Source organism: Acinetobacter sp. ANC_7512, from assembly GCF_056779935.1.
In genome coordinates this window covers 233,488-258,285 of sequence record NZ_JBWYIX010000003.1, presented here as the reverse complement: position 1 = coordinate 258,285, position 24,798 = coordinate 233,488, and the positions used below count along the sequence as shown (strand labels likewise).

The window sequence follows — 24,798 nt, the reverse complement described above, 5'->3', positions numbered from 1 at the left end:
GTAACACAGGTGAATCTCAGCCAGAGAGCTTCGAGGTTGACACAGTAGCGCCTGAATTAACCATCGATGAGCTTAAGCCAACAAACGATACCACTCCTGAAATTACTGGTAAAACAGAACCAGGAGCGATAGTTGATGTTGTGATCAAAGACAAAGACGGTGAAATTGTCTCTGAAGGTAAAGCAGAAGTTGATCCAGAAGGTAACTGGACGTATACACCGACTGAAGAATTACCAGAAGGTCATTACGATATTGAAGTAACTCCGACTGATAAAGCGGGTAACAAAGGTGATACTTCTAAAGAACAGTTAGAAGTTGATACAACACCTCCTTCTGACATTACTATTGATCCAATTGGTGGTGATGATTTCGAATCGAATGATCCTCAACCTGAAATTACAGGAACAGGTGAGAAAGGTTCGCTAGTGGATATCGTGATCACCGGTCCAGATGGCTTCGAAGAGAAGGCCACTGTTGAAGTTGGAGAAGATGGTAAATGGTCGTATAAACCAGAAGCTGAGTTGGAAGAAGGTGACTACAAAATCGAAGCTACTCCTAAAGATGAAGCTGGAAACGTAGGTAATCCAACTGAACAAGATTTTGTAATCGACTTGACACCACCAGATATCGATATTGATCCGTGGGAAGATGATAATGATCCTTGGTTAGATATCGATCCTTGGGATGATGAAGAAGCTGCATGGGATGTGAGTGAAGCTGCATCTGTACAGGCAGTATCATTAGCTGCTGAGCCTCAAATTGCTGCATTCTCTGCTTTCGCTGCACGCTCATTATTTATTGCTGAACCAGTAGTAACAGCATCTCAAGTAACGGCGGTTGATCCAAGTATTAATTATACTAATGATCCACAACGTACGATTAGTGGTAATACAGTAAATAATCCTAAAGAGGTTGCTGTAGAGATTAAAGATGCTAACGGTGCTGTGGTATCTAGTGGTTTAGCAGTGTTGTCTGCAGGCCGTTGGAGTTATAAACCAGCAGAACCTTTAGCAGATGGTATATATACACTTGTAGCCACTGCACGTGATGCTGCTGGTAATACTAGCCGTACAGTTTCTTTAAAATTTGGTGTAGATACACTTTCACCTGATTTGTCAGTTGAAGAGTTATATCCTACAAACGATACTACTCCAGCAATTTCTGGTTCAACTGAACAATATTCTAAAGTTCAAGTCGTGATTAAAGATAAGAATGGAAATACTGTTGTAGATGCACCAGCTTCTGTAGATAGCTCAGGCAATTGGACATTTACACCGCCAAGAGATTTAGCGGATGGAAATTACACAGTTGAAGTAACATCTACTGATTTAGCTAAGAACAAAAAAACTGAAACTCAGCAATTAACAGTTGATACTCAAGCTCCTGATGCTGTGATTATTAATCCAATTACAGATCCAAGTGACTTGAAACCAGTATTAACAGGTAAAGCTGAAGCGAATACTACTGTCGAATTAGTGATTAAGGACTCTACAGGTCGAATTATTGATTCTGCACTTGTTCCTGCTGATCAAAATGGTAATTGGACATATCCAATCAACAATAATTTACCAGAAGGTACAATTATCGTTGAAGCTAAAGCGATTGATGAAGCTGGAAATGTCGGTCCTTCATCAAGCATCGGCTTCGATTTGGATGTAACTCCTCCAGATGCTCCAACGGCAACATTTAATGCAGATGGTTCATTAGTAACAGGTACTGCACAAGCTTTATCAACTGTTAAAGTAAAAGATGCAAACAACAACGTGATTGGTACAACCACTGCGGATAGCAATGGAAACTACTCAATTAAGTTGATACCAAGTTTGAACGATGGACAAAATGTATCTGTGACTGCTTCTGATGTAGCGGGTGAATCTGCACCACGTCAAGTGACTGCTCCAAACATTCCGTTGGATGCCATTGATAATGTTGCTAAAGCTGGTATCGAGTACGAGTATCCTGTTACAGAGAAATTCATTAAAGATGCGATTTCATATAACTGGTTGATTGGTTTCCTCGGAATTACGCTTGGTAAAACGAGTGGTGCTACAGAGTTTACAATTGGTGCAAACAAAACTGCAGATGTGCAGCTTCAAGTAAAATCGGCATCATGGGGAACATTATTAGACTCAGTATCAATTGTTCTTTACCAGCAAAATAGTTCTGGTAAGTGGGTACCAATTGCCGATAATAAATCTGCAGGATTATTTGATTTCATTGGCTTATTTGGAGAGGTTGCTCATATCAATTTAGATGATTTACCTGCAGGTAAATATCGTATTGAAATGAGTAATGGTAACCTTGCTTCTTTACCAGGTTATGTACAGACTAATTTAGTAATTAAAGAAACTGATACAAGTACAACGCCTGTTGTGAAGTCAATCACTGAAGCGAAAGGTAATGTGATTACTGATCTTGATGCTGTACATGGTAAAGATCTTGTAGTTGCCGGTGCTGTTGTGAAAGCTGTAAATGGTGTTGCGATTAATGGTGCAACAACAATTAAAGGCGAGTTTGGTACATTAACTATCGATGCAAACGGTACATACGCTTATAAGCCAAATGCAAACCTAAACGCGATTGGTAAAACGGATGTCTTTAAATACACGATTACTGATCCTGTAACTGGTAAGTCTGATACAGCTCAATTAGTACTTCAAATTGATTCTAAATCAGGTTCACCATTGGCTTGGAGCAAATTCACACCAGAAGCAAATGCGAATGATGCTGATGCATTGGCGAATGAAACAGCAGGTAAGTTTAATTCTACTTACTTGAATGAAACAGTTTCTGCTAAAGGTTTGGATAAGTTGATCTTTAATGTGTTAAATGACAACAGCCATAACGGTGGTAACGGTGTTGACACAATCAATGACTTCCAATTAGGCAGCAATGTGAAGATTGATGTTTCTGAGTTGTTATCTGATAGTGCAACTGCTCAAAACATTGATAAATTCATCTTTGTCGAGAAAGATGGAAACAATACGAAGTTAAGTATTGATCGTGATGGTGCAGGTACAACTTATAACAAGGTTGACCTAATTACTTTCAACAATACTGATGTTTCACTTCAAGACTTGTTGAACAAAAACCACTTGTTGTTCTAATAGACTAATGTGAAAAAGAGGAACTTCGGTTCCTCTTTTTTTATTCTTGAAAAAAATGGGACATTTAAAATGTCCCATTCATTGTCTATAACTTATTTGAGTAGATTAAGAAAATTTAAATAATGTTGTACGAGGATTTGTTCTTGTTCCAATATTGGTGTATGACCTACACCTTTTAAGATGATAGGCTCTTGAGCATTTTTCAGTAATCCTTTCAGTTCAGCTGCAGCTTCTACATTAATAATTTGATCACGATCTCCCCATATGATGAGTGATGGTTGATCGATTGAACGAGCCGCTAGCGCAAATGTTTCAGGTGTAAATGATTTGGACATGAGAATAAGTTGCTCGACGAGTTTTGTGTTATTCGTAACATTGGATATCATGAGCTTTTCTTGTTCGACTTTCAGTTCGTTCGGTATAAATGGAGGTTGCTGCGTAGCAATTTTAAATAACCGATCAAAATCTCCAGGTCTAGAAACGATAAAATTTTTGAGTAAGTTTGGGTCTTTTAAGTAAGGCGTATTGGCTGATTTAAATACACCTGCACTGTTAATGAGTAGTAATGATTTAGTATCGATTGGATACTGAGCTGCATAGAGTAATGCTACAGCACCGCCCATGGAGTGACCGGCAACATTTAGATTTTGATCAACATGAATGGCTTCCGCAAAGCGACGTAATTTTTCGGTTAGATTTGGAATTGAATAATCAAAATCTGCAGCTACTTTACTATCACCTTGTCCAGGTAAATCAGGAATAATGACGTGATAATGTGGTGTCAGATAGCGAGCGACTCGATTCCAATTATCCCGACTGCCTGCAAGACCATGCACAAGCATAAGTACTGGTTTGCCTTTAGTTCCACCTTCACTGTAAGCCCAATCGATGTCGGAGACTTTAATGCGCTTGGTATTCAGTCCAGCCCAAGCACGTTCTTGTTGTAAAATATTTTGTATATTTATACTGCTTGGCGCGGCTTGAGTTGTCGATGTAATAGAGATTGTACCAACTGCAATTGAAGCAGCAAGTAAGTGTGAAAATATCCTTTTCATTGTATTTCTCTGTGTATTGTTATTGTGCAAATTTAGATTAAGTGAGTCTGTTATGAAATGCATTTGCTCAAATCAATCATCCGATAAACTATAGGTCAATTATTGATGAATCGATCAGTATCAGCGGAAATGGCACAGTTGATCTTGGCCACAGTGTCACAAATTCCTTATGGGAAAGTAGCCAGTTATGGCCAAATTGCTGCGATGTCAGGACTGCCTAAACATGCCCGGTTGGTTGGTCGTGTTTTGAATCAATTAGATGTGAGTAGCGACTTGCCTTGGCATCGTGTCATTAATGCGCAAGGTAAAATTAGTCATCAGCGTTTGGATGATCAAGGTTTTAATTGCCAGCAAGCTAGATTACTTGAAGAGGGAGTTGTGTTTAACAATGGCAAAATAGATTTCAAGATTTTTGGATGGTTCGAGTAGCTCCGTATGACGGTATACGGAGCTATCCGTTATTATTGCTTTACGACAAAAACAGGTACATTGACTTCGGTAATGAGGCTTTGTGCGACACTGCCCATAATTAATTTCTTGAATCCTGTGCGACCGTGCGAGCTGATAACAATCAAATCAATATTAAGCTCATCAATCGCTTTCATTATTGTACGGTGAATACTTTCTCCTTCGAGTATTTTTGTCTCTACGTCTACTCCATATTCATTAAACTTTGCCTTAGCTTGAGCTAGGTTATCTTCAATAAATTTTCGTGCTCGTTCAATTAAAAGATTTGACTGCCCATCTGAGAGATATTCGGCTGCGATATAGGGATCGAGTGTCATCACTTGAACAACGGTAATTTTGCTATTAAATGCTTTAGCCAATTCAACAGCATGCTGAACGACGTTGAGTGCTACTTCTGAACCATCCACTGGAACAAGGATATTTTGATAACTCATGTTGTTCTCCTTTTTAACCGTTCTATTTAAAAGTGTATAAGTTCATCATAGACCTAAATTGTTCAAAATAAAACCAAGTGTAAAGCTATGGTTTTTTATATTAAGTTATTGTTTTTGATTTATTATCTTAAAATTTTAGAGATATAAGATGGTAACGAACTATGAAGAATGAAATTTGATTAACTGAATCATAAAAAGATCAATTTGAAAATATTGTGATGGGTAGAGATGTAATTAAGGATGCGTCAGATATCTTTATAAAGTATGGAGTCTATAATTAGAATTAAAAAGTATAAGCCTTACTTTAGCGACTATATTTTGAAAACCCACTCCGTTTGAGTGGGTTTTTTATGTCTTTAAGAGTGATAATGATAAGATATTTGGAAAATAAGCAACTGAATTTTAACAACAATGAAAGATTATCCAGTAAATATCATTCATGATGATTTTGAGAATATTGAAATCGCTTGGGAAGGCGATTTATGGGATCGTCGTCGTCTAGGTGAGCAATTAGAACGTTATGTAGATCGCTTAAATTGTGGTGCTGTTCTAGCTTTAGATGCTCGTTGGGGTGAAGGTAAGACCTGGTTTGTAAGGCATTGGAAAAAGCATTTAGAAGATCAAAGTCACCAAGTTGTTTATTTAGATGCTTTTGCCAATGATTATTTAGATGATCCATTTTTGACGATTGCAGCAGAGATTAGCCATGCTTTGAACGATGCAAATGAGATCGATGATGCTGATATTAAAGATTTTAACTCTAAGACTGCTTCGGTATTAATTTCTTTGGCGGCTGTCATGCCATTAATTGCTGCAAAAGCAGGTTTGCATTTGGTAGGACTAGGCGGTGCAGGTGAAGCTTTACAAGAGGTCTATAAAGAGGGCAAAGATGTATATGACACAGCAAGTGAAGAAATAGCCAATAAAGTTAAAGAGCACATTGAGAAGAAGATTGAAAATCATCATATCGAAAAGCAAACCATTCAAGATTTTAAGCAAGAGCTCGCTGAACTTGCTGCAAAATTAGAAAAGCCATTGGTATTTATTATTGATGAGCTAGATCGTTGCCGACCTGATTTTGCTATTCGTTTAATTGAAAGGATTAAACATTTTTTTGACATTCCAAAAATTGTTTTTGTTTTGGTAATGGATAAAACCCAATTTTCAAAAGTGGTTTGTCATAACTATGGTTATGATGAAAGTCTTGGTGAAGAATATTTAACAAAGTTTATTGATTTTACTGTTGAATTTCCTAACTTAGGAAAGACGCAGTTGTATGAAGAGGTAATAGCACAGCAGTTATATCGTATCGGCGAATTAACATCTGTAGATACTAAAAATGAATTGTTTTTTTGGATTTTAAGTTTGCAATCTAGCAAAGAATACAATTCTAGAGAGTTGGTGAAAAAAATTAATCAATATGCACTCTTGAGAACAAATGATTTCAAGCTTAATCTAATTTTAAATGCTTTCATCTTTGATGAAAATTTTAATATTTCAGCTAATTATTTGCATAAGATAATTGATTATTTATTCAACTATTTAAACGGCGATGAAAATGGATATACGACAAAATCTTATTTTATCCGACAGCAATTATTGAACGAAAAAAATATCGATGACATTATTATTTGCAATTTGTATGAAACACTTTTAGATATAGAAGAAAGATTTAAGACTGTAGGGCAAAAGGATCATAAAAATCAAACTCTTCAAAGGTTCTTGAGCCCTTATTGTATTAGTAAATTAAAAGATATTAAGGATTTTAATTCGATTTGGATGCAATATATAAAAACAGGACTATTTGAAAAATATTGATAATTTTTCAATATCATCGGTCTGCAACTGTTCACGCATTTTTAAAAACTGCTTTTCATCTAAGTCATATAGCTTAAGAGAAAGCAATTTTTTAATATCTTGTTCAGGGAGACGGTATTTAATAATTTTAGCAGGTACACCACCGACGACAGCATAAGGCGGTACATCTTTGGTCACGACTGCACCTGTAGCAACGACTGCACCTTCACCAAGTTTTACCCCTTGCATAATCATGGCACGACTACCAATCCAACAACCATCACCAATGACAGTATCGCCAGCAGGCACAAAACTACGCGTATCAAAAGGAAATGCTGAAATCCAGTCGGTACGGTGTAACTGATTTCCACCCATCATGATGACACACTCAGCGCCAAAACAGACAAAATTGCCAATATAAAGCTGATCGATGGGTTTTTCTGGTGTCGAAGGTTTGTCATGTAGATAACGCACTACACAACGCTCAAAACCTTGATCCCAATAGGCTGAGTAATAACTGTAATTGCCTTTAATATGAATATTCGGATTTTTGACTGTTTTAGAGATAAATTCGAATTCGCACCAGTGATTGACAGGGGAGTTGATCAGCTTTTCAGACATGGTGAAATAAAAGGAGAATATTTCAGGGCATTATATACCAATTAAAACTTACATCCTGAATAAAAACTTTTATATTCATTGAGCATTAGAAGAATGGAAAAGCTATGTTTGTTGAAACAGAATTTAGAGAAGATAGACCTGAAGAAATATATAGAATAATAAAGGAGTATCCTCTTGCATCTTTGGTCGCACAGACTCAAACAGGGTTAATTGCTGAACATATCCCGCTCATATTAGTAGATGAACAAACATTGAGAGGACATGTTTCATTGCAGAATACACTATTCAATCATTCGATTTTGAATAATCAAATACTATGCATCTTTAAAGCAGAGGATGCTTATATTTCACCGAATTATTATCCTTCAAAATTTGAAGATCACAAAAAAGTACCTACTTGGAATTATCAAGTCGTACACATTAATGGTGAAATTCAGTTTTATCATGATCAGAAAACTAAACTTGCAGTATTAGGTCAACTCACCCAACAACATGAACGTATCACGAATGGTAAAAATGCTTGGAAAATGGCAGATGCACCAAAAGATTTCTTGATGGAAATGCTCAACCATTTTGTTGTATTTGAAATTAAAATTGAAAGAATCATTGCTAAATCAAAACTAAGTCAAAATAGAGAGGAAAAAGATTTTCGTAATGTTATTACGAAGCTTCATGAAGCTGGAAAAGTGCATCTAGCAAAAACAATGAATCAATTAAAATGAAAATAAAAAACCCCTCATCAGAGGGGTTTATAGCCTAAAATATCAAGAATTAAAGATATTCTACGCTCACAATTTCGTATTCAACTTCACCTTGAGGTGTCGTAATTTTAACTTCATCGCCTTCATTTTTACCCAAAAGACCACGCGCGATAGGGGAATTCACAGATATTTTGTTAATTTTAAAATCTGCTTCGTCGTCACCAACAATTTGATACGTTTTACGTTCTTCAGTATCCAAATTTTCAATTGTGACAGTCACGCCAAAAACAACGCGTCCATTTTGCTCAAGTTCTTTAACGTCAATCACTTGTGCAGCACCCAATTTTCCTTCGATATCTTGGATACGGCCTTCACAGAAACCTTGTTGCTCACGTGCAGCGTGGTATTCCGCGTTTTCTTTGAGATCTCCGTGTTCACGTGCTTCAGCAATCGCTGCTGTAATACGAGGACGATCTACAGTTTTAAGTTGGTGTAATTCTTTCTCAAGCGCTTCTTTGCCTTGAGGTGTCATAGGATAACGTTGCATAGTTGTCCCTCAAAAAAGTAAGTATTAAAAATACTAAGTCTATAAATGAAAAAAAGCCCGCCACCAAGAGGTGGCGGGACTTCTTGGTAGTGTATTAACCTACTGTTTGTAAGTCTTGCAAACGATATACATCCATTGGCAATTTGATTGCTAAAGCTTGGCAAACTGCATCTGCACCATTAAGGGTAGTCGTATGATAGACCTTACCTTGAAGTGCAGAACGGCGGATTGAGAACGAATCCTGCTGAGCTTGTTTACCTTCTGTTGTATTGATAATGAGGTGTATTTCGCCATTTTTCAAGCGGTCCACAATATTTGGACGACCTTCAGTCACTTTATTTACACGTTCACATTCAATACCAGCAGCTTTAATCACGTCATACGTGCCGCCAGTTGCAAGAATTTTGAAACCAAAATCAGCAAGTTGTTTTGCAATACCTGCTGCACGCGGTTTATCAGAATCACGTACAGAGATGAACGCATGTTTAACTTCACCTTCCGTTGGAAGACCTGGTAAACGCTCATTTGCACCTAATACAGCTTTATAGAACGCTTCACCAAATGTTTTACCAACACCCATTACTTCACCTGTAGATTTCATCTCAGGCCCAAGGATTGGATCAACACCAGGGAACTTGTTGAATGGGAACACTGCTTCTTTAACAGAGAAGTGCTCAGGGATAATCTCTGTAGTGAATCCTTGAGATTCTAAAGATTGACCCGCCATACAACGTGCAGCGACTTTCGCTAAAGACTCACCGATACACTTAGATACAAATGGAACTGTACGTGATGCACGTGGGTTCACTTCTAAGATGTAAACGTCTTCGCCTTTAACAGCAAACTGTACGTTCATTAAACCAACAACACCAAGCTCTTTCGCCATCGCGATAGTTTGACGGCGCATTTCGTCCTGAATCTCTTTAGAAAGAGAGTAAGGAGGGATCGAACATGCAGAGTCACCTGAGTGGATACCTGCTTGTTCGATGTGCTGCATGATACCGCCGATCACCACGTCTTTACCGTCAGATACGCAGTCTACGTCAACTTCGATCGCGTCGTCTAGGAAGCGGTCAAGAAGAACAGGGGCATCGTTAGAAGCTTGAACAGCATCACGTAAATAGCGACGTAACTCCTCATCGTTGTATACGATTTCCATCGCGCGACCACCAAGTACATATGATGGACGTACTACAAGTGGATAGCCAACTTTCGCTGCTTCAGCCATACCTTCTTCAGCAGATTTTACAATGCTGTTGTTTGGTTGACGAAGTTGCAGACGTTGAATCATTTGTTGGAAACGTTCACGGTCTTCTGCACGGTCAATCGCATCAGGAGATGTACCAATAATTGGTGCACCAGCTTCTTCTAAAGCACGAGCCAATTTAAGTGGTGTTTGACCACCGTACTGTACGATGATGCCTTTTGGCTTCTCAATACGTACGATTTCTAACACATCTTCAAGTGTAATTGGTTCGAAGTACAGGCGATCAGATGTGTCATAGTCAGTAGAAACCGTTTCTGGGTTACAGTTCACCATGATTGTTTCATAACCGTCTTCACGCATTGCAAGCGCCGCGTGTACACAGCAGTAATCGAATTCGATACCTTGACCAATACGGTTAGGACCACCACCGATCACCATGATCTTGTCTTTGCTAGACGGGTTTGATTCACATTCGTCATCGTAAGTTGAATACATATACGCTGTGTCTGATTCAAACTCAGCAGCACAAGTATCTACACGTTTGTAAACTGGGGTTACGCCCAAGTTCCAACGATGTTTACGGAATTGTTTTTGTGAAATACCCATCAAGTTCGCAATGCGAAGGTCAGATAAACCTTTACGTTTAAATGAACGGATGTTGTCCGCATTTAGATCGCCAAAACCTAAAGTTTTGATTTGGTTTTCTGTTTTGATGATGTCTTCGATTTGGATCAAGAACCATTTGTCGATCTTAGTCGCTTGGAATACATCTTCTAATGTAAAGCCGTGACGGAAAGCATCAGCAACATACCAAATACGCTCAGGACCCGGAACACGAAGTTCTTGTAAGATTTTCTCACGCGCGCCTTCAGCACCCACTTCGATTTTTTCATCAAAGCCAGTTGCACCCACTTCAAGGCCACGAAGTGCTTTGTTCATAGACTCTTGGAAGTTACGACCAATCGCCATCACTTCACCAACAGATTTCATCTGTGTGGTTAAAGTTGCGTCAGCTTGTGGGAATTTCTCAAAGTTGAAACGTGGAACTTTAGTTACAACGTAGTCAATCGCAGGTTCGAAAGATGCTGGAGTTGTACCGCCAGTGATGTCGTTTTTAAGCTCATCAAGGGTATAACCAACCGCTAATTTCGCAGCGATTTTCGCAATAGGGAAACCAGTTGCTTTTGAAGCCAATGCAGAAGAACGAGATACACGTGGGTTCATCTCGATCACAACCATACGGCCAGTATTTGGACAAATACCAAACTGTACGTTAGAACCACCTGTTTCTACACCAATCTCACGTAACACTGCTAAAGATGCATTACGCATTAACTGATATTCTTTATCTGTTAATGTTTGTGCAGGTGCAACAGTGATTGAGTCACCTGTGTGTACGCCCATTGGGTCAAAGTTTTCAATCGAACAGACGATGATACAGTTGTCGTTTTTGTCACGAACAACTTCCATCTCATATTCTTTCCAACCAATTAAAGATTCATCGATCAATAATTGTTTGGTTGGAGAAAGATCGAAACCGCGTTCACAGATTTCAAGGAATTCTTCTTTGTTGTATGCGATACCACCGCCTGAACCACCCATGGTGAATGATGGACGGATAATCACTGGGAAGCCGAAACGTGCTTGAATTTCTAAAGCTTCTTCCATTGATTCAGCGATTGCTGCTTTTGGACATTCAAGACCAATTTTACGCATTGCTTGGTCGAAAAGTTTACGGTCTTCCGCTTTTTCGATCGCTTCTTTCGTTGCACCAATCAATTCAACATTGAATTTTTCTAAAATGCCATGCTCATCAAGGGCAAGGGCACAGTTCAATGCAGTCTGACCACCCATTGTTGGAAGAACTGCGTCTGGGCGTTCTTTCTCAATGATCGCTGCAACAGTTTGCCAAGTGATTGGCTCGATATACGTTGCATCTGCCATTGCAGGGTCAGTCATGATCGTTGCAGGGTTAGAGTTTACCAGAATTACACGGTAACCTTCTTCACGTAATGCTTTACATGCTTGTGCACCTGAGTAGTCAAACTCACACGCCTGACCGATAACAATTGGACCAGCACCAATAATTAAGATGCTTTTAATATCCGTACGCTTTGGCATTATTTGCTCCTCAATTACTTCTTAGATGCTTCAATAAGTTCGATGAAATGATCGAACAATGGTGCGCAGTCATGTGGACCTGGGCTTGCTTCTGGGTGACCTTGGAAACTAAACGCAGGCTTATCTGTACGATGAATCCCTTGAAGAGTTTGATCGAACAATGATTTGTGCGTCGCTTTAAGGTTTGCAGGTAATGTTTCTGCATCCACTGCGAAGCCATGGTTTTGAGAAGTAATCATCACTGTACCATCTTCGATGTTTTGTACAGGATGGTTCGCACCATGGTGACCATGAGGCATTTTCACCGTTTTAGCGCCAGAAGCGAGAGCAAGAATTTGGTGACCCAAGCAAATACCAAATACAGGTACGTTACGAGCATCTTCAACAATTGTTTTTACAGCTTCAATTGCATAGTCACATGCTGCAGGATCGCCAGGACCATTCGATAAGAATACGCCATCTGGATTTAGAGCAAGAACTTTTTCAGCAGGAGTTTGTGCAGGTACAACAGTTAATTTACAACCGCGGTCTGCGAGCATACGTAAGATGTTGGTTTTGACACCGTAATCATATGCGACAACATGAAATTTTGCTTCTGGTTGGGAGAAACCTTGACCTAATTTCCAAGAACCTTCAGTCCATTCGAAACCGTTTGGATCACAGCATTCTTTCGCAAGGTCTAAACCATTCAGACCGCCGAATGCACGAGCTTTTTCTAAAGCTTCTTCTTCTGTAATATTTTCACCAGCTAAGATACAACCGTTTTGTGCACCTTTAGCACGTAAAATACGTGTCAGTTTACGTGTATCAATGTCAGCGATAGCGACAACATTGTGAGATTTTAAGTATTCGCCTAAAGATTGCGTAGATCGGAAGTTGCTGTGCAATAAAGGTAGGTCACGAATGATCAATCCGTTTGCCCATACTTTATGAATTCGACCTGACTCAGCGTCTTCATCATTACAACCTGTGTTACCAATGTGTGGATAGGTAAGCGTAACAAGCTGTTGTGCATAACTTGGGTCAGTCAAAATTTCTTGATAGCCAGTCATGGCAGTGTTGAAAACGACTTCACCAGTCGTACTACCCGATGCACCGATTGACGTTCCTTTAAAGATCGTACCATCGGCAAGGGCTAAAATTGCTGGGGTGCTCAAACCAAAGCTCCTGAAATTTAGGCTGTAAAAAAGCGAGTAGACGAAAAAAAAGGAAGGCTACTTTAAAACCCACCCTCCTTACATCTGCTCGCTTGAACTTAACACGGCATTATACGCAAACACCTTGATAAAGTCCACGTAAATAAACCTGAATTCGTCAGATATATACCTTGTAATTTGTTTAAAAGTCTGCTTTTTAAACTTTGGACAAAAGTCTAAGAATGTAAGAATTGTTTAATAATTCAAAAGTTAAGTTTTATCACGATTTATCAAAATTTACGTAGACTTACAATTAATAAGCTAAGTTTCTGAAACAGAATAACAAAGCTTCTGAAAAGCTGATTTGTTAAATAGAACAAATGTTGAAGTTGCTCCAAATGCTTCCTAAAAGTTCGAAAAAAGTACTAATTAGGTCAATTTACAAGTATTTTAGAAAGGACTGATTAAATATGGAAAATAGAGGTAAATATTGAATTGCTTGTTAAAAGCGTAGGTTCAATTATTTAAAGATGAAATTGGTAGTTAGCATGCTGGGTTTTAAAAATTAAACCGAGATCGAATTTAAAGAGATTTGACGCTACTTCGGTGTTTGTGAAGAAATATTTAAGAGCAGATTTGGCTGTTCAAGTGATTAAGGACAATTTTGAAATTAGAAATGAATAACAGGAATTACAAATATAACTAGATATAACACGTTGAGATCAGCTGTATAAAACTTAACTCTAAAGGAGGTGGGAAGAGTCTACAACTATAGAACTGAAATATTGGGGTAAAAAAAAATAGTGAGATTAAATCTCACTATTTTTTTTAAAACTGATGCAACCAATCGCGCTTGTTATGGAAGTCAGCCTCAGGACTACTATGCTGCATCGCATAATAATGTTTAGCTTGCGATGTGTTTAATACAGCGGATAAGCCAATAAAAATATCCTGCCATTTCAATTTATGTTTTAACATAAACTCCGTTAGATCAAGGCTCACATTTAAACCATAGTGCGTCTTTTTGAGTGAATTCAGTTCTATGTCATAAGCTGCTTGAGGTGGCATATCTTCAGGGTAACGATACTCTTCAAATTGATACGATTGCCAAGCTTGAGAAGGGGAGAGATTGACTTCACGATAAAAGTCCTGATCTTTCACCCCAATGAAAATTTCAAAGCAGGTTTCTTCCCAAAGAAAATCTCGTCGTGGATGACCAGCTACAATTTCCGGATAAACTAAGTATTGATTTGGGTCACGTAACCAATAGCCCACATTTAGTGTGTATGGACTCGCTTGTTCAATTGCACCAACCAAGGAGATGTCAAAGTAACGGTCAAAAGAATTTAGTTCGTAACTTGCCATTCAATGCAACTCAAATTAATTAGAAAGATGTGCGTGGCGAACAAGATTCGAAAGTTTAGGATTTTGTTTTGCCGCTTTCTTATATAAAAGTGCAATCTTTCCAATGGTTTGAACAACCTCTGCACCAGTGACTTCGGCGATTTCAGTAATGACTGTTGCACGAGCATCACGATCTTCACCGCCAATTTTTACTTTAATTAACTCATGATCATTTAAAGCACGTTGAGTTTCTTCAATGACATTTTCAGTTAAACCTTGACCACCTAACATTACCACTGGGTTAAGTGCATGTCCGATTTGACGCAAACGTTTGCGTTCCTGAATTGATAAAGCCGCCATAAAGATAACCTAATTTTAAAAACGACTTAGTATAGCAAATCAAGAGATCAAACGCTTATGTTTCTCAGAAATAATCGATCAACTTAAATCAAAAAAACATAAACGATAATCTTGAATTAGATACAGATGAATACTGCAAGGGGGATAAAATTCACGTACAATAAAAAGTTAGAAGATTACGTGTATTTAAAGAGTTATGGCAACACGCATTACCAATCAGAAGTTATCCAAAAGTAGTCGTGCGTGGATGAGAGAGCATTTAGATGACCCGTTTGTGAAAAAAGCACAAAAGGAAGGTTATCGTGCGCGTGCTGCATATAAATTGCTTGAAATCCAAGAGAAATACAAAATCATTAAACCTGGTATGACTGTCGTGGACCTTGGTGCTGCACCTGGTAGTTGGTCCCAAATCGCCGGAAAATTAGTGGGTGATAAAGGTTTAGTGATTGCATCAGATATTTTGGAAATGGATGCACTTCCAGATGTGACGTTCCTGCAAGGAGACTTTCGAGAAGAGGAAGTTTTCGAAAAATTGTTAAATATTTTAAATGGACGAACTGTAGACGTTGTAATTTCAGATATGGCCCCCAATACATCAGGTAATAAGGCCGTTGATCAACCTCGACAAATTTATTTGTGTGAACTTGCATTAGACTTTGCCAATAAAGTTTTAGGTCCGAAAGGACAGTTTGTTGTCAAAGTTTTCCAAGGAACTGGTTTTGACGAATTCCGTAAGGAAGTTGTAGACAGTTTTGAAGTATTAAAAACTGCAAAGCCTGCTGCCTCGCGTGCTCGTTCGAAGGAAGTTTTTTTAATTGGACAGGGCCGTAAAAAGAAATCGCAATAAAGTGACTTGCCAAGTCGCTAAAAAATGTGCATTTTGTACCTTTTGAATATTTTATTGCGAAATTGATTTACTCGCTTTTTGTTAAAGGTCACCCAATTTTGGGCATGATCAAATTAGATTGATATGGGAATAAAGCTTTGAGCGATCTCTTTAAGAATGCCGTTTTATGGCTTGTTATACTTGGTGTGCTGATATTAATTTTCAGCAACATTAGTGACCGTGATAAGCCTGCTGCATTGAACTATTCAGAATTTGTTGCAGCGGTTAATGCTGGTCAAATTAAACAAGTTACCATTGACGGTGAACGAATTAGTGGCGAAAAAGTAAATGGTTCTCCATTTGAGAGTATTCGTCCTGCGGTTCAAGATCCTGAGTTAATGCCGAATCTCATCAAAAATAATGTGGTTGTTGAGGGCACTGCTCCGCAACGTCAAGGTTTATTGATGCAGCTTTTGATCGCAAGCTTTCCAGTACTTTTAATCATTTTGTTATTCATGTTCTTTATGCGCAACATGGGTGGCGGTGCTGGTGGTAAAAACGGCCCGATGAGTTTTGGTAAGTCAAAAGCAAAAATGCTTTCAGAAGACCAAATCAAAGTCACTTTCACAGATGTTGCGGGTTGTGACGAAGCGAAACAAGAAGTCGTTGAAATTGTTGATTTCTTGAAAGATCCAACAAAGTTTAAGCGTCTTGGTGCTAGCATTCCTCGTGGTGTCCTGATGGTAGGTCCACCGGGCACAGGTAAAACTTTACTTGCGAAAGCGATTGCTGGAGAGGCTAAGGTTCCATTCTTTAGTATCTCAGGTTCAGACTTCGTAGAAATGTTCGTTGGTGTTGGTGCATCACGTGTACGTGATATGTTTGAGCAAGCGAAACGCCATGCGCCGTGTATCATTTTCATTGATGAGATTGATGCGGTGGGTCGTCATCGTGGTTCAGGTACTGGTGGTGGTCACGATGAGCGCGAACAAACCTTGAACCAGATGTTGGTAGAAATGGATGGTTTCGAAGGTAATGAAGGTATCATCGTTATTGCTGCGACTAACCGTGCTGACGTGCTAGATAAAGCTTTGCTTCGTCCGGGACGTTTCGACCGTCAAGTGATGGTTGGACTTCCAGATATTAAAGGTCGTGAGCAAATCCTGAATGTGCATTTGAAAAAATTACCTTCAGTGACTGGTGTGGATGTCAAAGTATTGGCACGTGGTACTCCAGGGTTCTCTGGTGCGCAATTGGCAAACTTAGTCAATGAAGCTGCGTTATTTGCTGCACGTCGTAATAAAAATACGGTCGATATGCATGACTTTGAAGATGCAAAAGATAAGCTTTATATGGGGCCAGAGCGTAAATCAATGGTTCTTCGTGAAGAAGAGCGTCGCGCAACGGCTTATCATGAAGCAGGTCATGCGATTGTAGCTGAAATGCTTCCAGGCACAGACCCAGTACATAAAGTCACGATCATGCCACGTGGTTGGGCATTAGGTGTAACTTGGCAGCTTCCAGAGTTTGATCAAACCAGTCATTACAAAGACAAAATGTTGAATGAGCTTTCTATTCTGTTTGGTGGTCGTATTGCAGAAGAAATTTTCATTAATCAGATGTCGACTGGGGCTTCTAATGACTTTGAACGTGCAACAAAAATGGCGCGTGCAATGGTGACTAAGTACGGTATGTCTGACAAGATGGGTGTCATGGTTTATGAAGAAGATGCTCAACAGTCATTTATGGGTAGTCTAGGTGGTCGTACTATTTCTGAAACGACTCAACTTGAAGTTGATCGTGAAATTCGCCGTATCCTAGATGAGCAGTACAAAGTTGCACGTGATATCTTAGAAAATAATAAAGATATTGCCCATGCGATGGTAAAAGCTTTGCTTGAGTGGGAAACGATTGATCGTGATCAAATCCGTGACATTATGGAAGGTCGTGAACCTCAACCACCTAAGGTATATGTGGCTGAGAATCCAATTGTAGATGTAACCCCTACAGATGGTCCTTCAACGCCACCACCTTTACCAGCAAGCTAAAATGAAGGAGCCTCTTATGAGGCTCTTTTTTTTGTGTTGAAATTATCCCTCATGTTTAAATTTTACTTGATATCATGTGAATAGATTTTCTAGGAACATCAATATGCAACTTATCTCTTTACCTAATCAGATTCTTAAATGTGGTGCATTGGAACTTGATTTGTCAAAGCCTCATGTAATGGGTGTGTTAAATGTAACGCCAGATTCGTTTAGTGATGGTGGTAAACACAATAGTGTAGAGGCGGCACTAGAGAGAGCAAAGCAAATGATTGCTGAAGGGGCGAGTGTTATTGATGTAGGTGGTGAGTCAACTCGCCCTGGCGCATCTGCTGTTGATGTTCAAGATGAAGTAGATCGTGTAGTTCCGGTCGTTGAAGCGTTGTCAAAATTGAATGTAGTGATCTCAATCGACACTTCTCAACCAGAAGTGATTAAAAAGGCGGTTAAAGCTGGAGCGCATATTTGGAATGATGTCAGAGCATTAACAAAGCCACATGCTTTAGAAACAGCTGCGGAATTAGATATTCCAGTCATTATCATGCATATGCGTGGTGAGCCAACCACAATGAACCAGTTGGATCAATATGATGATATTACTTTAGATGTGATTTCAGAATTGCAAACTCGATTAGATGCAGCATTAAATGCAGGAATTAAACCTGAAAATATCATGATTGATCCGGGTTTCGGATTTGCAAAAAATGCACATCAAAACCTGAAATTATTAAAAGAGTTGTATAAATTAAATGAGTTGGGCTATCCAATGCTTTCTGCATTATCTCGTAAGCGATTTATTGGTGAAGCTTTAGGTGGTGTACCTGCCCATGAACGTGCAGTGGGTTCGGTGACGGGGCATCTGTTAAGCATACAGCAAGGAGCATGTATGGTCAGAGCACATGATGTAAAAGAAATGGTGCAAGCTATTCAAATTTGGGCAGCAATGAATAGTGTTAGTTAAATTAAAGGCAGATTTAAGACGGTTAAAATCATCAATGAAAATATTAGCTTAGTTATACTTTGATTAAAACTGAGATTTACTCCTCGTTTTTATTGTTGGTTTAATGTCTAGCTTGTGTTATATAAGCTCGGTTTTTGTTAATGCTATTACTTGAGCTTTAATATGTTGAATGATGTACTTCTCCCGATGTTCGACGATGAATATTATCCTGATATTCTCGTGGCTGAAATTCAGCAACTCATTGAAAAATTCTCAAAGAAGGTATCTAAGGTGAATTCCGATGCTGAGATTTATCAAATCGCCAATGATATTGTGGCGGAAATTAATGAGATGAAACCTCAGTTCGAAGATCTTGATTCTTCTCTTGATGATGCAGCAGCAGACTATATTGCTGAGGCAATGATGATGGTCGTTCAGGAAGAGGGATTTTTAGATATCGAAATGGAAGAACTTGTTTCAAATAGAGAGTGGTAAATCGCTCTCTATTTTTTTGTGTTGTTATTGTTGTGGCTAAACGCTAGGCATAAAAAAACCAGCTTACGCTGGGTTCTTTATTTACACCATTATTCTCTATCAGAAGAATGGTGCCCGAGGCCAGACTCGAACTGGCACGCTTTGAGGGCGGGGGATTTTAAATCCCCTGTGTCTACCGATTTCACCACTCGGGCATGTGCGCAATAATAGAGGACACTTTTAAGCTTGGCAAGAGAAAATCGTATTATTTGCTTTCTTTTCAATCAACTTGCATTTATTAGATTAAAAAATATAAATTTTGGGGCGATGGTTTATGATATTTGTACATTAAATTGTCATCTGATTGCAATTTTAGCTTCATAAATGCGGTTTAAGTTCGAAGTTAAAATAACTCGCCAATTCGTAAATAAAATGAAAAATAAAATCTCAAGACGCGCATTAATTAAAAATTCATTGGCTGGATTAGGTGCGATTTCACTGCCTGTTCTGATTACAGCATGTAATGGCGATGGTCAAACCAGCAATGAGCATAAAGTTGATTTTTTGCATGGAGTGGCGAGTGGAGATCCATTACAGGATCGAATAATTCTTTGGTCGCGAATAACACCTACAGATGTGGCGGCAACATATGAATTAGATTGGGAAATTGCACTTGATGAGAATTTTTCAAATATTGTTCAGATGGGGAAAATCAAGACTTCTGCTGCTAAAGACTTTTGCTTGAAAGTCGATGTACTTAATTTGAGTGCCGATACTCGTTATTATTACCGATTTAAATATGGGCAGATACATTCTCCAATTGGTCGTACGAAGACCTTAGCAACCAAGTCCAATGCGGTTAACTTTGCGGTATGCTCATGCTCAAATTATCCTGCTGGTTATTTTTATGTGTACCGTGAAATTGCGAAGCAGGACGTGGATGCTGTGCTGCATCTGGGTGACTATATTTACGAATATGGCAAAGATGGGTATGCAGCTGAACAAGCCGAAAAGCTTGGTAGAACACTCGATGTGGATAATCAAAACGAGATTTACCGTCTAGAAGATTATCGAAAACGTTATGCAAAATATCGAACAGATCCTGATTTACAAGCGGTTCATCAACGTCATCCATTTATTCTGATTTGGGATGATCATGAGCTGACAAATGATGCATGGAGAGCTGGTGCGCAGAATCATCAACCTGATTTAGAGGGAGATTTCGTAGCACGAAGAACAGCAGCCCTAACCGCTTATTTTGAGTGGATGCCAATCCGCGAAAAAAGCAATAACGATATTCTTCATATTTATCGTCAGTTTAATTTTGGTGATTTAGTTCAACTTAATATGCTAGATACACGTATGTTGGCACGAGATGAGCAACTGGCTTTTGCTTCATTTATGGATGGTGAAAATCTAAATGTTGAGCAATTTAGAGCGGCATTATTGAATGAGCAGCGACAGCTAATAGGGATAGATCAGTTAAATTGGTTGGCGAATAGTCTTCAGAGTTCTCGTGCAATATGGAATGTATTGGGTCAGCAAGTATTGATGGCGAAAATGTTGGTACCTGCTGAAGTATTGCAAATATTAAATGTTGCCAAAAGTGGAATGGTAGATGACAACTTTTTAATAGAAGCTCAAAAACGTCTGATGGAGCTGGTCGCGATTAAATTGCGTTATAAAAATAGTGACCCGAGCTTAACTGACGCTGAATTATTAAGAATCCTAACCGTGATTCCTTATAATTTAGACGCTTGGGATGGTTATTATGCTGAGCGTGAGCGTGTTTATGCTTTGTATGAGCAGTATCAGAAGAAAGTTGTTGTGTTGGCTGGAGATACCCATAATGCGTGGGAGTCTGCATTACATCAACAAAATGGTGAGAAGGTGGGGATTGAATTAGCAACAAGTTCAGTTTCTTCACCAGGTATGGAGAAATATCTCAATTTACCTGAGAACTTAATGCAACAATTTGAACAAGTGTTTATCCAATTGATTGATGAATTAAGCTTTTGTAATTTGAATCAACGAGGCTATTTAAAATTGAGCTTTGATTCTACGCAATTGAGTGCAGAATGGTTGTTTTTAACAGATATTCATTCACAGAAGTATCAAGTTGATCAACTCAGATTGCACTCAACAACGTATGATACCAATTTGAATATAATTAAAGTAATGCAGCAAGCAAGTTGATCGTAGCGCTACATGATGCTATCGATATATTTTTCTATATCGGTATGCTTGTAGCGCATACACAATTTGTTTTCATAGTTCATCAAATGAACATAAAGTTGCGCATTTTTTTGTTTTTGTTCAATCAATAATTGATGCTTTGAGTTTTTGGATGAAAAGATTAGTTTTAAGTTAAGCTTAAAATTTTGTTTATAACTCCAGAAAGCCACTCTACGAATTTCTTGAATGTAGTAATAGTTTTCTTTAGAAGTATTTTCTCGGAATAAATTCTCTTTATAAAATTTAACGAAACCAAAATTCATAGCGAAATAAAACAAAATTCCCTGTAAGAACCAACTTTCCATAAAAGCGATATTTAAACTTTGTAAAAGAATGAGGATGGTCAGTTTGAATGGGGTATTTTTAAGTTGCTGGTAAGTTGAGATGCTACTATGCTTGATCTGTTTGAGGATGATTGGCGTAATCAGCATAAAAAATAACATGATACACAACACAGCACTCCCGCCAGATTGAAAGCCTTCTAAAAAAACAATGTGTTGTTTAAGCAAAAGGGTTAACAAATATGAGCAAGGGAGGAAAATCATTAATGCAAGTGCAAGCGGGATCAGTTCTTTACGCTCATCTAGAATCCCTTTGGTCTTTAACTGACTATAGAGCAAGAAGTTTTTTTTAAACGCTTGAGGATATTGTTGTTTTAGTTCTTGAAGATATTGAGCAACTTGCTGATTTTGATTCATTTGAATATGAAATTCTGAAGATGAGTGATTATAGCAGATGAGTTTAAAGAAAATGCAGACATAAAAAAACCAGCTTACGCTGGGTTCTTTATTTACACCATTATTCTCTATTAGAAGAATGGTGCCCGAGGCCAGACTCGAACTGGCACGCTTTGTGGGCGGGGGATTTTAAATCCCCTGTGTCTACCGATTTCACCACTCGGGCTTAACAAGATGGAGGCGGAGGTCGGAATCGAACCGGCGTACACGGAGTTGCAGTCCGCTGCATGACCACTCTGCCACCCCGCCATGTCTTGTTGATGCGTATATTAACAAGCTCTGAAAAAAAAACAATAGTGCTTTTATTCGTATGTGCAGAAAAACAGCATATAACGGAAATTATTTAAAATATTCATGTAGAATGTGCGAAATTGATTCATATCAACACTTGGGAGATGTGCCGTGGCATTAGTTTTAGATGGTCGTGCATTGGCAAAACAAATTGAGGCTGATTTGTTAACTCGCGTAGAAGCGTTAAAAGCAAAATCAGGACGTACTCCAATTCTTGCGACGATTTTAGTAGGTGACGATGGTGCATCTGCAACTTATGTGCGTATGAAGGGTAATGCATGCCGCCGTGTTGGTATGGATTCACTTAAAGTTGAACTACCAAAAGAAACAACGACAGAACAATTGCTTGCTGAAATTGAAAAACTCAATGCAAATCCTGATGTTCACGGTATTCTTTTACAACATCCAGTACCTGCGCAAATTGATGAGCGAGCGTGCTTTGATGCGATCTCACTTGAAAAAGATGTGGATGGTGTTACTTGCCTTGGTTATGGTCGTATGGCAATGGGTGAAGCGGCTTACGGTTCTGCGACACCTGCTGGTATTATGACGATTCTGAAAGAAAACAACATCGAAATCGAAGGTAAGCATGCGGTTGTTGTAGGTCGATCTGCAATTTTGGGTAAACCAATGGCAGCTATGCTTCTCGAGGCGAATGCTACTGTAACGATTTGTCACTCTCGTACACAAGACCTTGCTAGCTTTGTGAAGCAAGCGGATATCATTGTGGGTGCAGTGGGTAAAGCTGAATTGATTCAAAAAGATTGGATTAAACCTGGTGCAGTAGTTGTTGATGCTGGTTTCCATCCACGTGATGGCGGTGGTGTGGGCGATATTCAACTTGTTGGTATTGAAGAAATTGCTTCAGCTTACACACCAGTACCGGGTGGTGTAGGTCCAATGACAATCACAACGTTGATTTGTCAAACAGTTGAAGCAGCTGAAAAAGCTTTAGGTTAATATTATCTCCCTCTCTTGCGCCGTATACGGCTCAGGGAAAGGGTTGGGGTGAGGGTATTGAGTTAGATAAATCCTCTCGCTAACCCTCTCCTTTAAAAGGAGAGGGAATTCTCTTTATTAATTTAGGTTTCGTATTTGAAACTCAAATTTTGTATATTTAAAAATAAAATCCAATGAGCTGTACTTTCCAATTTCCTAAAGCGCCTGAACATTTACTAAAAGCCTTACATGATGTGATTCCAGGTTGTGAACTTCATGCACAGCAATTGCCTGATACACCAATTTCACTTTGGCTCATTCCACCTGTTTTTCCAACCGATAAGCTAGATGATGAAGTTATTCGTCGTATATGGAATGATACGCCATATTGGATTTTCTGTTGGGCATCAGGTTTAGCAATGGCACAATGGTTATTGGCTGAACCGCATCATGTGAAAGACAAAGTGGTTTTAGACTTTGGCGCAGGTTCAGGCGTAGTTGCGATTGCGGCGAAAATGGCTGGGGCAAAACGTGTCATTTGTTGTGACATTGATCAAATTAGTTTGGATGCGTGTCGTGCCAATGCTGAATTGAATGATGTTGAGCTTGAATATTTGGATGACTTATATAAAGCTGAGCAAGTTGATATCTTGTTGGCGGCTGATGTGTTATATGACCAGTGCAACCGTTTCTTCTTAGATGAGTTTTTAAAATTTGCACCCGAGGTATGGGTGGCGGATAGTCGTGTGAAAAACTTTAGTCATCCGAAATATGAAAAGCTTGATGAGCGCAGTGCAACGACATGGCCAGACTTAGATGAATCACCTGAATTTAGAAATGTCAGTTTTTATAAGACACTCAATGAAGTACATTGAGTGTCTTAAGTTTAGAGTGTGCAGTTAAAGCGAACGACTTGTAAGAGACTAGGCTTAGTTTCTAAAGAAAGACGTGTATTGTAGTCTTCATTGCTGTATAGACTTTGAGTGTTTGAGAGTCCGAATGATGTTCGTGATTGGCCAATTTGAACCTGTTGAGTTTCTTGAGTTTTGTAATTGGGATTAGCAATTTCATTTACACTCAAAATGGTGGTTTTATACTGTTGAGTATGTCCTAAAACTTGTTGGCAAGTGCGTTGCAATTTGTGTTCATCAATATTTTGGTTGGCACGTGCAGAGAGGGTATACGAAATAGTGGCAGAATTTTCTGATTTGTTTTCAATTTGATATCCTGTAGCTCCATTGTGCTGTCGCGGAACAGATTGACAGGCTGTAAGCATAAGGGCGATTAAACAAGAGCCAATCATTTCTATTTTTTTCATTATCTGATCCTAATAAGCTGTTTAAATTAGTATGCCATAAGTGTGACAACTTATTGGTACTAATAAACGTTACTAAATACACTTTATTCAGTTTG

Annotated in this window: 21 protein-coding genes and 3 tRNA genes; 11 read left to right on the top strand and 13 right to left on the bottom strand. The window is 38.7% G+C overall.

Features of this window, described 5'->3' with window-relative positions; genetic code table 11:
• The coding region (locus AC1M9H_RS05035; protein WP_481612890.1) for a BapA/Bap/LapF family large adhesin at positions 1–3,107 on the top strand (3,107 nt) is incomplete at its 5' end.
• A gap of 92 nt (positions 3,108–3,199) precedes the next feature.
• Here the strand turns inward: AC1M9H_RS05035 and AC1M9H_RS05030 are convergent.
• Positions 3,200–4,162 (bottom strand): alpha/beta fold hydrolase, encoded by a 963-nt coding sequence (locus tag AC1M9H_RS05030; protein ID WP_481612889.1) that lies wholly within the window; start codon positions 4,160–4,162, stop codon positions 3,200–3,202.
• 105 nt (positions 4,163–4,267) lie between these two features.
• Here AC1M9H_RS05030 and AC1M9H_RS05025 point away from each other — a divergent pair, with 105 nt between their 5' ends.
• Entirely contained in the window at positions 4,268–4,591 is a 324-nt protein-coding gene (locus AC1M9H_RS05025; RefSeq protein ID WP_481596726.1) for an MGMT family protein, read from the top strand.
• Positions 4,592–4,623: 32 nt separating this feature from the next.
• On the opposite strand, the gene AC1M9H_RS05020 is transcribed toward AC1M9H_RS05025, so the two are convergent.
• Positions 4,624–5,064, bottom strand: a complete 441-nt coding sequence (locus tag AC1M9H_RS05020; RefSeq protein ID WP_035266887.1) for a universal stress protein — start codon at positions 5,062–5,064, stop codon at positions 4,624–4,626.
• 411 nt (positions 5,065–5,475) lie between these two features.
• Between AC1M9H_RS05020 and AC1M9H_RS05015 the strand changes: the two genes are divergently transcribed.
• Complete coding sequence (locus AC1M9H_RS05015; RefSeq protein ID WP_481608267.1) at positions 5,476–6,882, top strand: KAP family P-loop NTPase fold protein; 1,407 nt, start codon at positions 5,476–5,478, stop codon at positions 6,880–6,882.
• Here the strand turns inward: AC1M9H_RS05015 and AC1M9H_RS05010 are convergent.
• Positions 6,865–7,482, bottom strand: coding sequence for a CatB-related O-acetyltransferase (locus AC1M9H_RS05010; protein WP_481612888.1), 618 nt, complete (start codon positions 7,480–7,482; stop codon positions 6,865–6,867). The genes AC1M9H_RS05015 and AC1M9H_RS05010 overlap by 18 nt on opposite strands.
• Positions 7,483–7,586: 104 nt before the next feature.
• On the opposite strand from AC1M9H_RS05010, the gene AC1M9H_RS05005 reads away from it, so the two are divergent.
• On the top strand, positions 7,587–8,204 hold the full coding sequence (locus tag AC1M9H_RS05005; protein WP_481596730.1) for an FMN-binding negative transcriptional regulator: 618 nt from the start codon (positions 7,587–7,589) through the stop codon (positions 8,202–8,204).
• 49 nt (positions 8,205–8,253) lie between these two features.
• On the opposite strand, the gene greA is transcribed toward AC1M9H_RS05005, so the two are convergent.
• From greA to yhbY, 5 genes are all read right to left on the bottom strand, one after another.
• The gene (greA, locus tag AC1M9H_RS05000; RefSeq protein ID WP_035266896.1) at positions 8,254–8,730 is read right to left on the bottom strand and encodes a transcription elongation factor GreA; all 477 of its coding nucleotides are present in this window, start codon (positions 8,728–8,730) and stop codon (positions 8,254–8,256) included.
• Positions 8,731–8,824: 94 nt separating this feature from the next.
• Positions 8,825–12,058: a carbamoyl-phosphate synthase large subunit gene (gene carB / locus AC1M9H_RS04995; RefSeq protein WP_180028121.1), complete on the bottom strand. Its 3,234-nt coding sequence runs from the start codon at positions 12,056–12,058 to the stop codon at positions 8,825–8,827.
• A gap of 14 nt (positions 12,059–12,072) precedes the next feature.
• A complete protein-coding gene (carA, locus tag AC1M9H_RS04990; protein ID WP_035266900.1) occupies positions 12,073–13,215 on the bottom strand; it encodes a glutamine-hydrolyzing carbamoyl-phosphate synthase small subunit in 1,143 nt (380 codons plus the stop codon).
• Positions 13,216–14,022: 807 nt separating this feature from the next.
• On the bottom strand, positions 14,023–14,559 hold the full coding sequence (locus tag AC1M9H_RS04985; RefSeq protein WP_481612887.1) for a DOMON-like domain-containing protein: 537 nt from the start codon (positions 14,557–14,559) through the stop codon (positions 14,023–14,025).
• A 15-nt stretch (positions 14,560–14,574) separates the two neighbouring features.
• Positions 14,575–14,898, bottom strand: coding sequence for a ribosome assembly RNA-binding protein YhbY (gene yhbY / locus AC1M9H_RS04980; protein WP_481612886.1), 324 nt, complete (start codon positions 14,896–14,898; stop codon positions 14,575–14,577).
• Positions 14,899–15,094: 196 nt separating this feature from the next.
• On the opposite strand from yhbY, the gene rlmE reads away from it, so the two are divergent.
• From rlmE to AC1M9H_RS04960, 4 genes are all read left to right on the top strand, one after another.
• The gene (gene rlmE / locus AC1M9H_RS04975) at positions 15,095–15,745 is read left to right on the top strand and encodes a 23S rRNA (uridine(2552)-2'-O)-methyltransferase RlmE (RefSeq protein WP_035266905.1); all 651 of its coding nucleotides are present in this window, start codon (positions 15,095–15,097) and stop codon (positions 15,743–15,745) included.
• A 137-nt stretch (positions 15,746–15,882) separates the two neighbouring features.
• Entirely contained in the window at positions 15,883–17,772 is a 1,890-nt protein-coding gene (gene ftsH / locus AC1M9H_RS04970) for an ATP-dependent zinc metalloprotease FtsH (RefSeq protein WP_035266907.1), read from the top strand.
• Positions 17,773–17,875: 103 nt separating this feature from the next.
• A complete protein-coding gene (folP, locus tag AC1M9H_RS04965) occupies positions 17,876–18,730 on the top strand; it encodes a dihydropteroate synthase (protein ID WP_481586561.1) in 855 nt (284 codons plus the stop codon).
• 162 nt (positions 18,731–18,892) lie between these two features.
• On the top strand, positions 18,893–19,204 hold the full coding sequence (locus AC1M9H_RS04960) for a DUF5713 family protein (RefSeq protein ID WP_035266912.1): 312 nt from the start codon (positions 18,893–18,895) through the stop codon (positions 19,202–19,204).
• 108 nt (positions 19,205–19,312) lie between these two features.
• On the opposite strand, the gene AC1M9H_RS04955 is transcribed toward AC1M9H_RS04960, so the two are convergent.
• Positions 19,313–19,398, bottom strand: a tRNA-Leu gene (locus tag AC1M9H_RS04955).
• A 217-nt stretch (positions 19,399–19,615) separates the two neighbouring features.
• Between AC1M9H_RS04955 and AC1M9H_RS04950 the strand changes: the two genes are divergently transcribed.
• Positions 19,616–21,379 carry an alkaline phosphatase D family protein gene (locus AC1M9H_RS04950; RefSeq protein WP_481612885.1) on the top strand — a complete coding sequence of 588 codons (1,764 nt, stop codon included), beginning with the start codon at positions 19,616–19,618 and terminating at the stop codon, positions 21,377–21,379.
• Between the two features lie 8 nt (positions 21,380–21,387).
• Here AC1M9H_RS04950 and AC1M9H_RS04945 read toward each other — a convergent pair whose 3' ends face one another.
• The 3 genes from AC1M9H_RS04945 to AC1M9H_RS04935 all read right to left on the bottom strand — a co-directional run bounded on the left by AC1M9H_RS04945 (position 21,388) and on the right by AC1M9H_RS04935 (position 22,404).
• A complete protein-coding gene (locus AC1M9H_RS04945; RefSeq protein WP_481612884.1) occupies positions 21,388–22,116 on the bottom strand; it encodes a hypothetical protein in 729 nt (242 codons plus the stop codon).
• A 119-nt stretch (positions 22,117–22,235) separates the two neighbouring features.
• Positions 22,236–22,321 (bottom strand) — tRNA-Leu (locus AC1M9H_RS04940).
• A gap of 9 nt (positions 22,322–22,330) precedes the next feature.
• A tRNA-Cys gene (locus AC1M9H_RS04935) sits at positions 22,331–22,404 on the bottom strand.
• Between the two features lie 153 nt (positions 22,405–22,557).
• On the opposite strand from AC1M9H_RS04935, the gene folD reads away from it, so the two are divergent.
• Both folD and AC1M9H_RS04925 read left to right on the top strand, forming a co-directional pair.
• Entirely contained in the window at positions 22,558–23,406 is an 849-nt protein-coding gene (folD, locus tag AC1M9H_RS04930) for a bifunctional methylenetetrahydrofolate dehydrogenase/methenyltetrahydrofolate cyclohydrolase FolD (RefSeq protein WP_481612883.1), read from the top strand.
• Positions 23,407–23,579: 173 nt separating this feature from the next.
• Entirely contained in the window at positions 23,580–24,260 is a 681-nt protein-coding gene (locus AC1M9H_RS04925; protein WP_481612882.1) for a class I SAM-dependent methyltransferase, read from the top strand.
• Positions 24,261–24,271: 11 nt separating this feature from the next.
• Here the strand turns inward: AC1M9H_RS04925 and AC1M9H_RS04920 are convergent, their stop codons facing one another.
• Positions 24,272–24,703: a hypothetical protein gene (locus AC1M9H_RS04920; RefSeq protein WP_035266928.1), complete on the bottom strand. Its 432-nt coding sequence runs from the start codon at positions 24,701–24,703 to the stop codon at positions 24,272–24,274.
• Between the last annotated feature and the right edge of the window lie 95 nt (positions 24,704–24,798).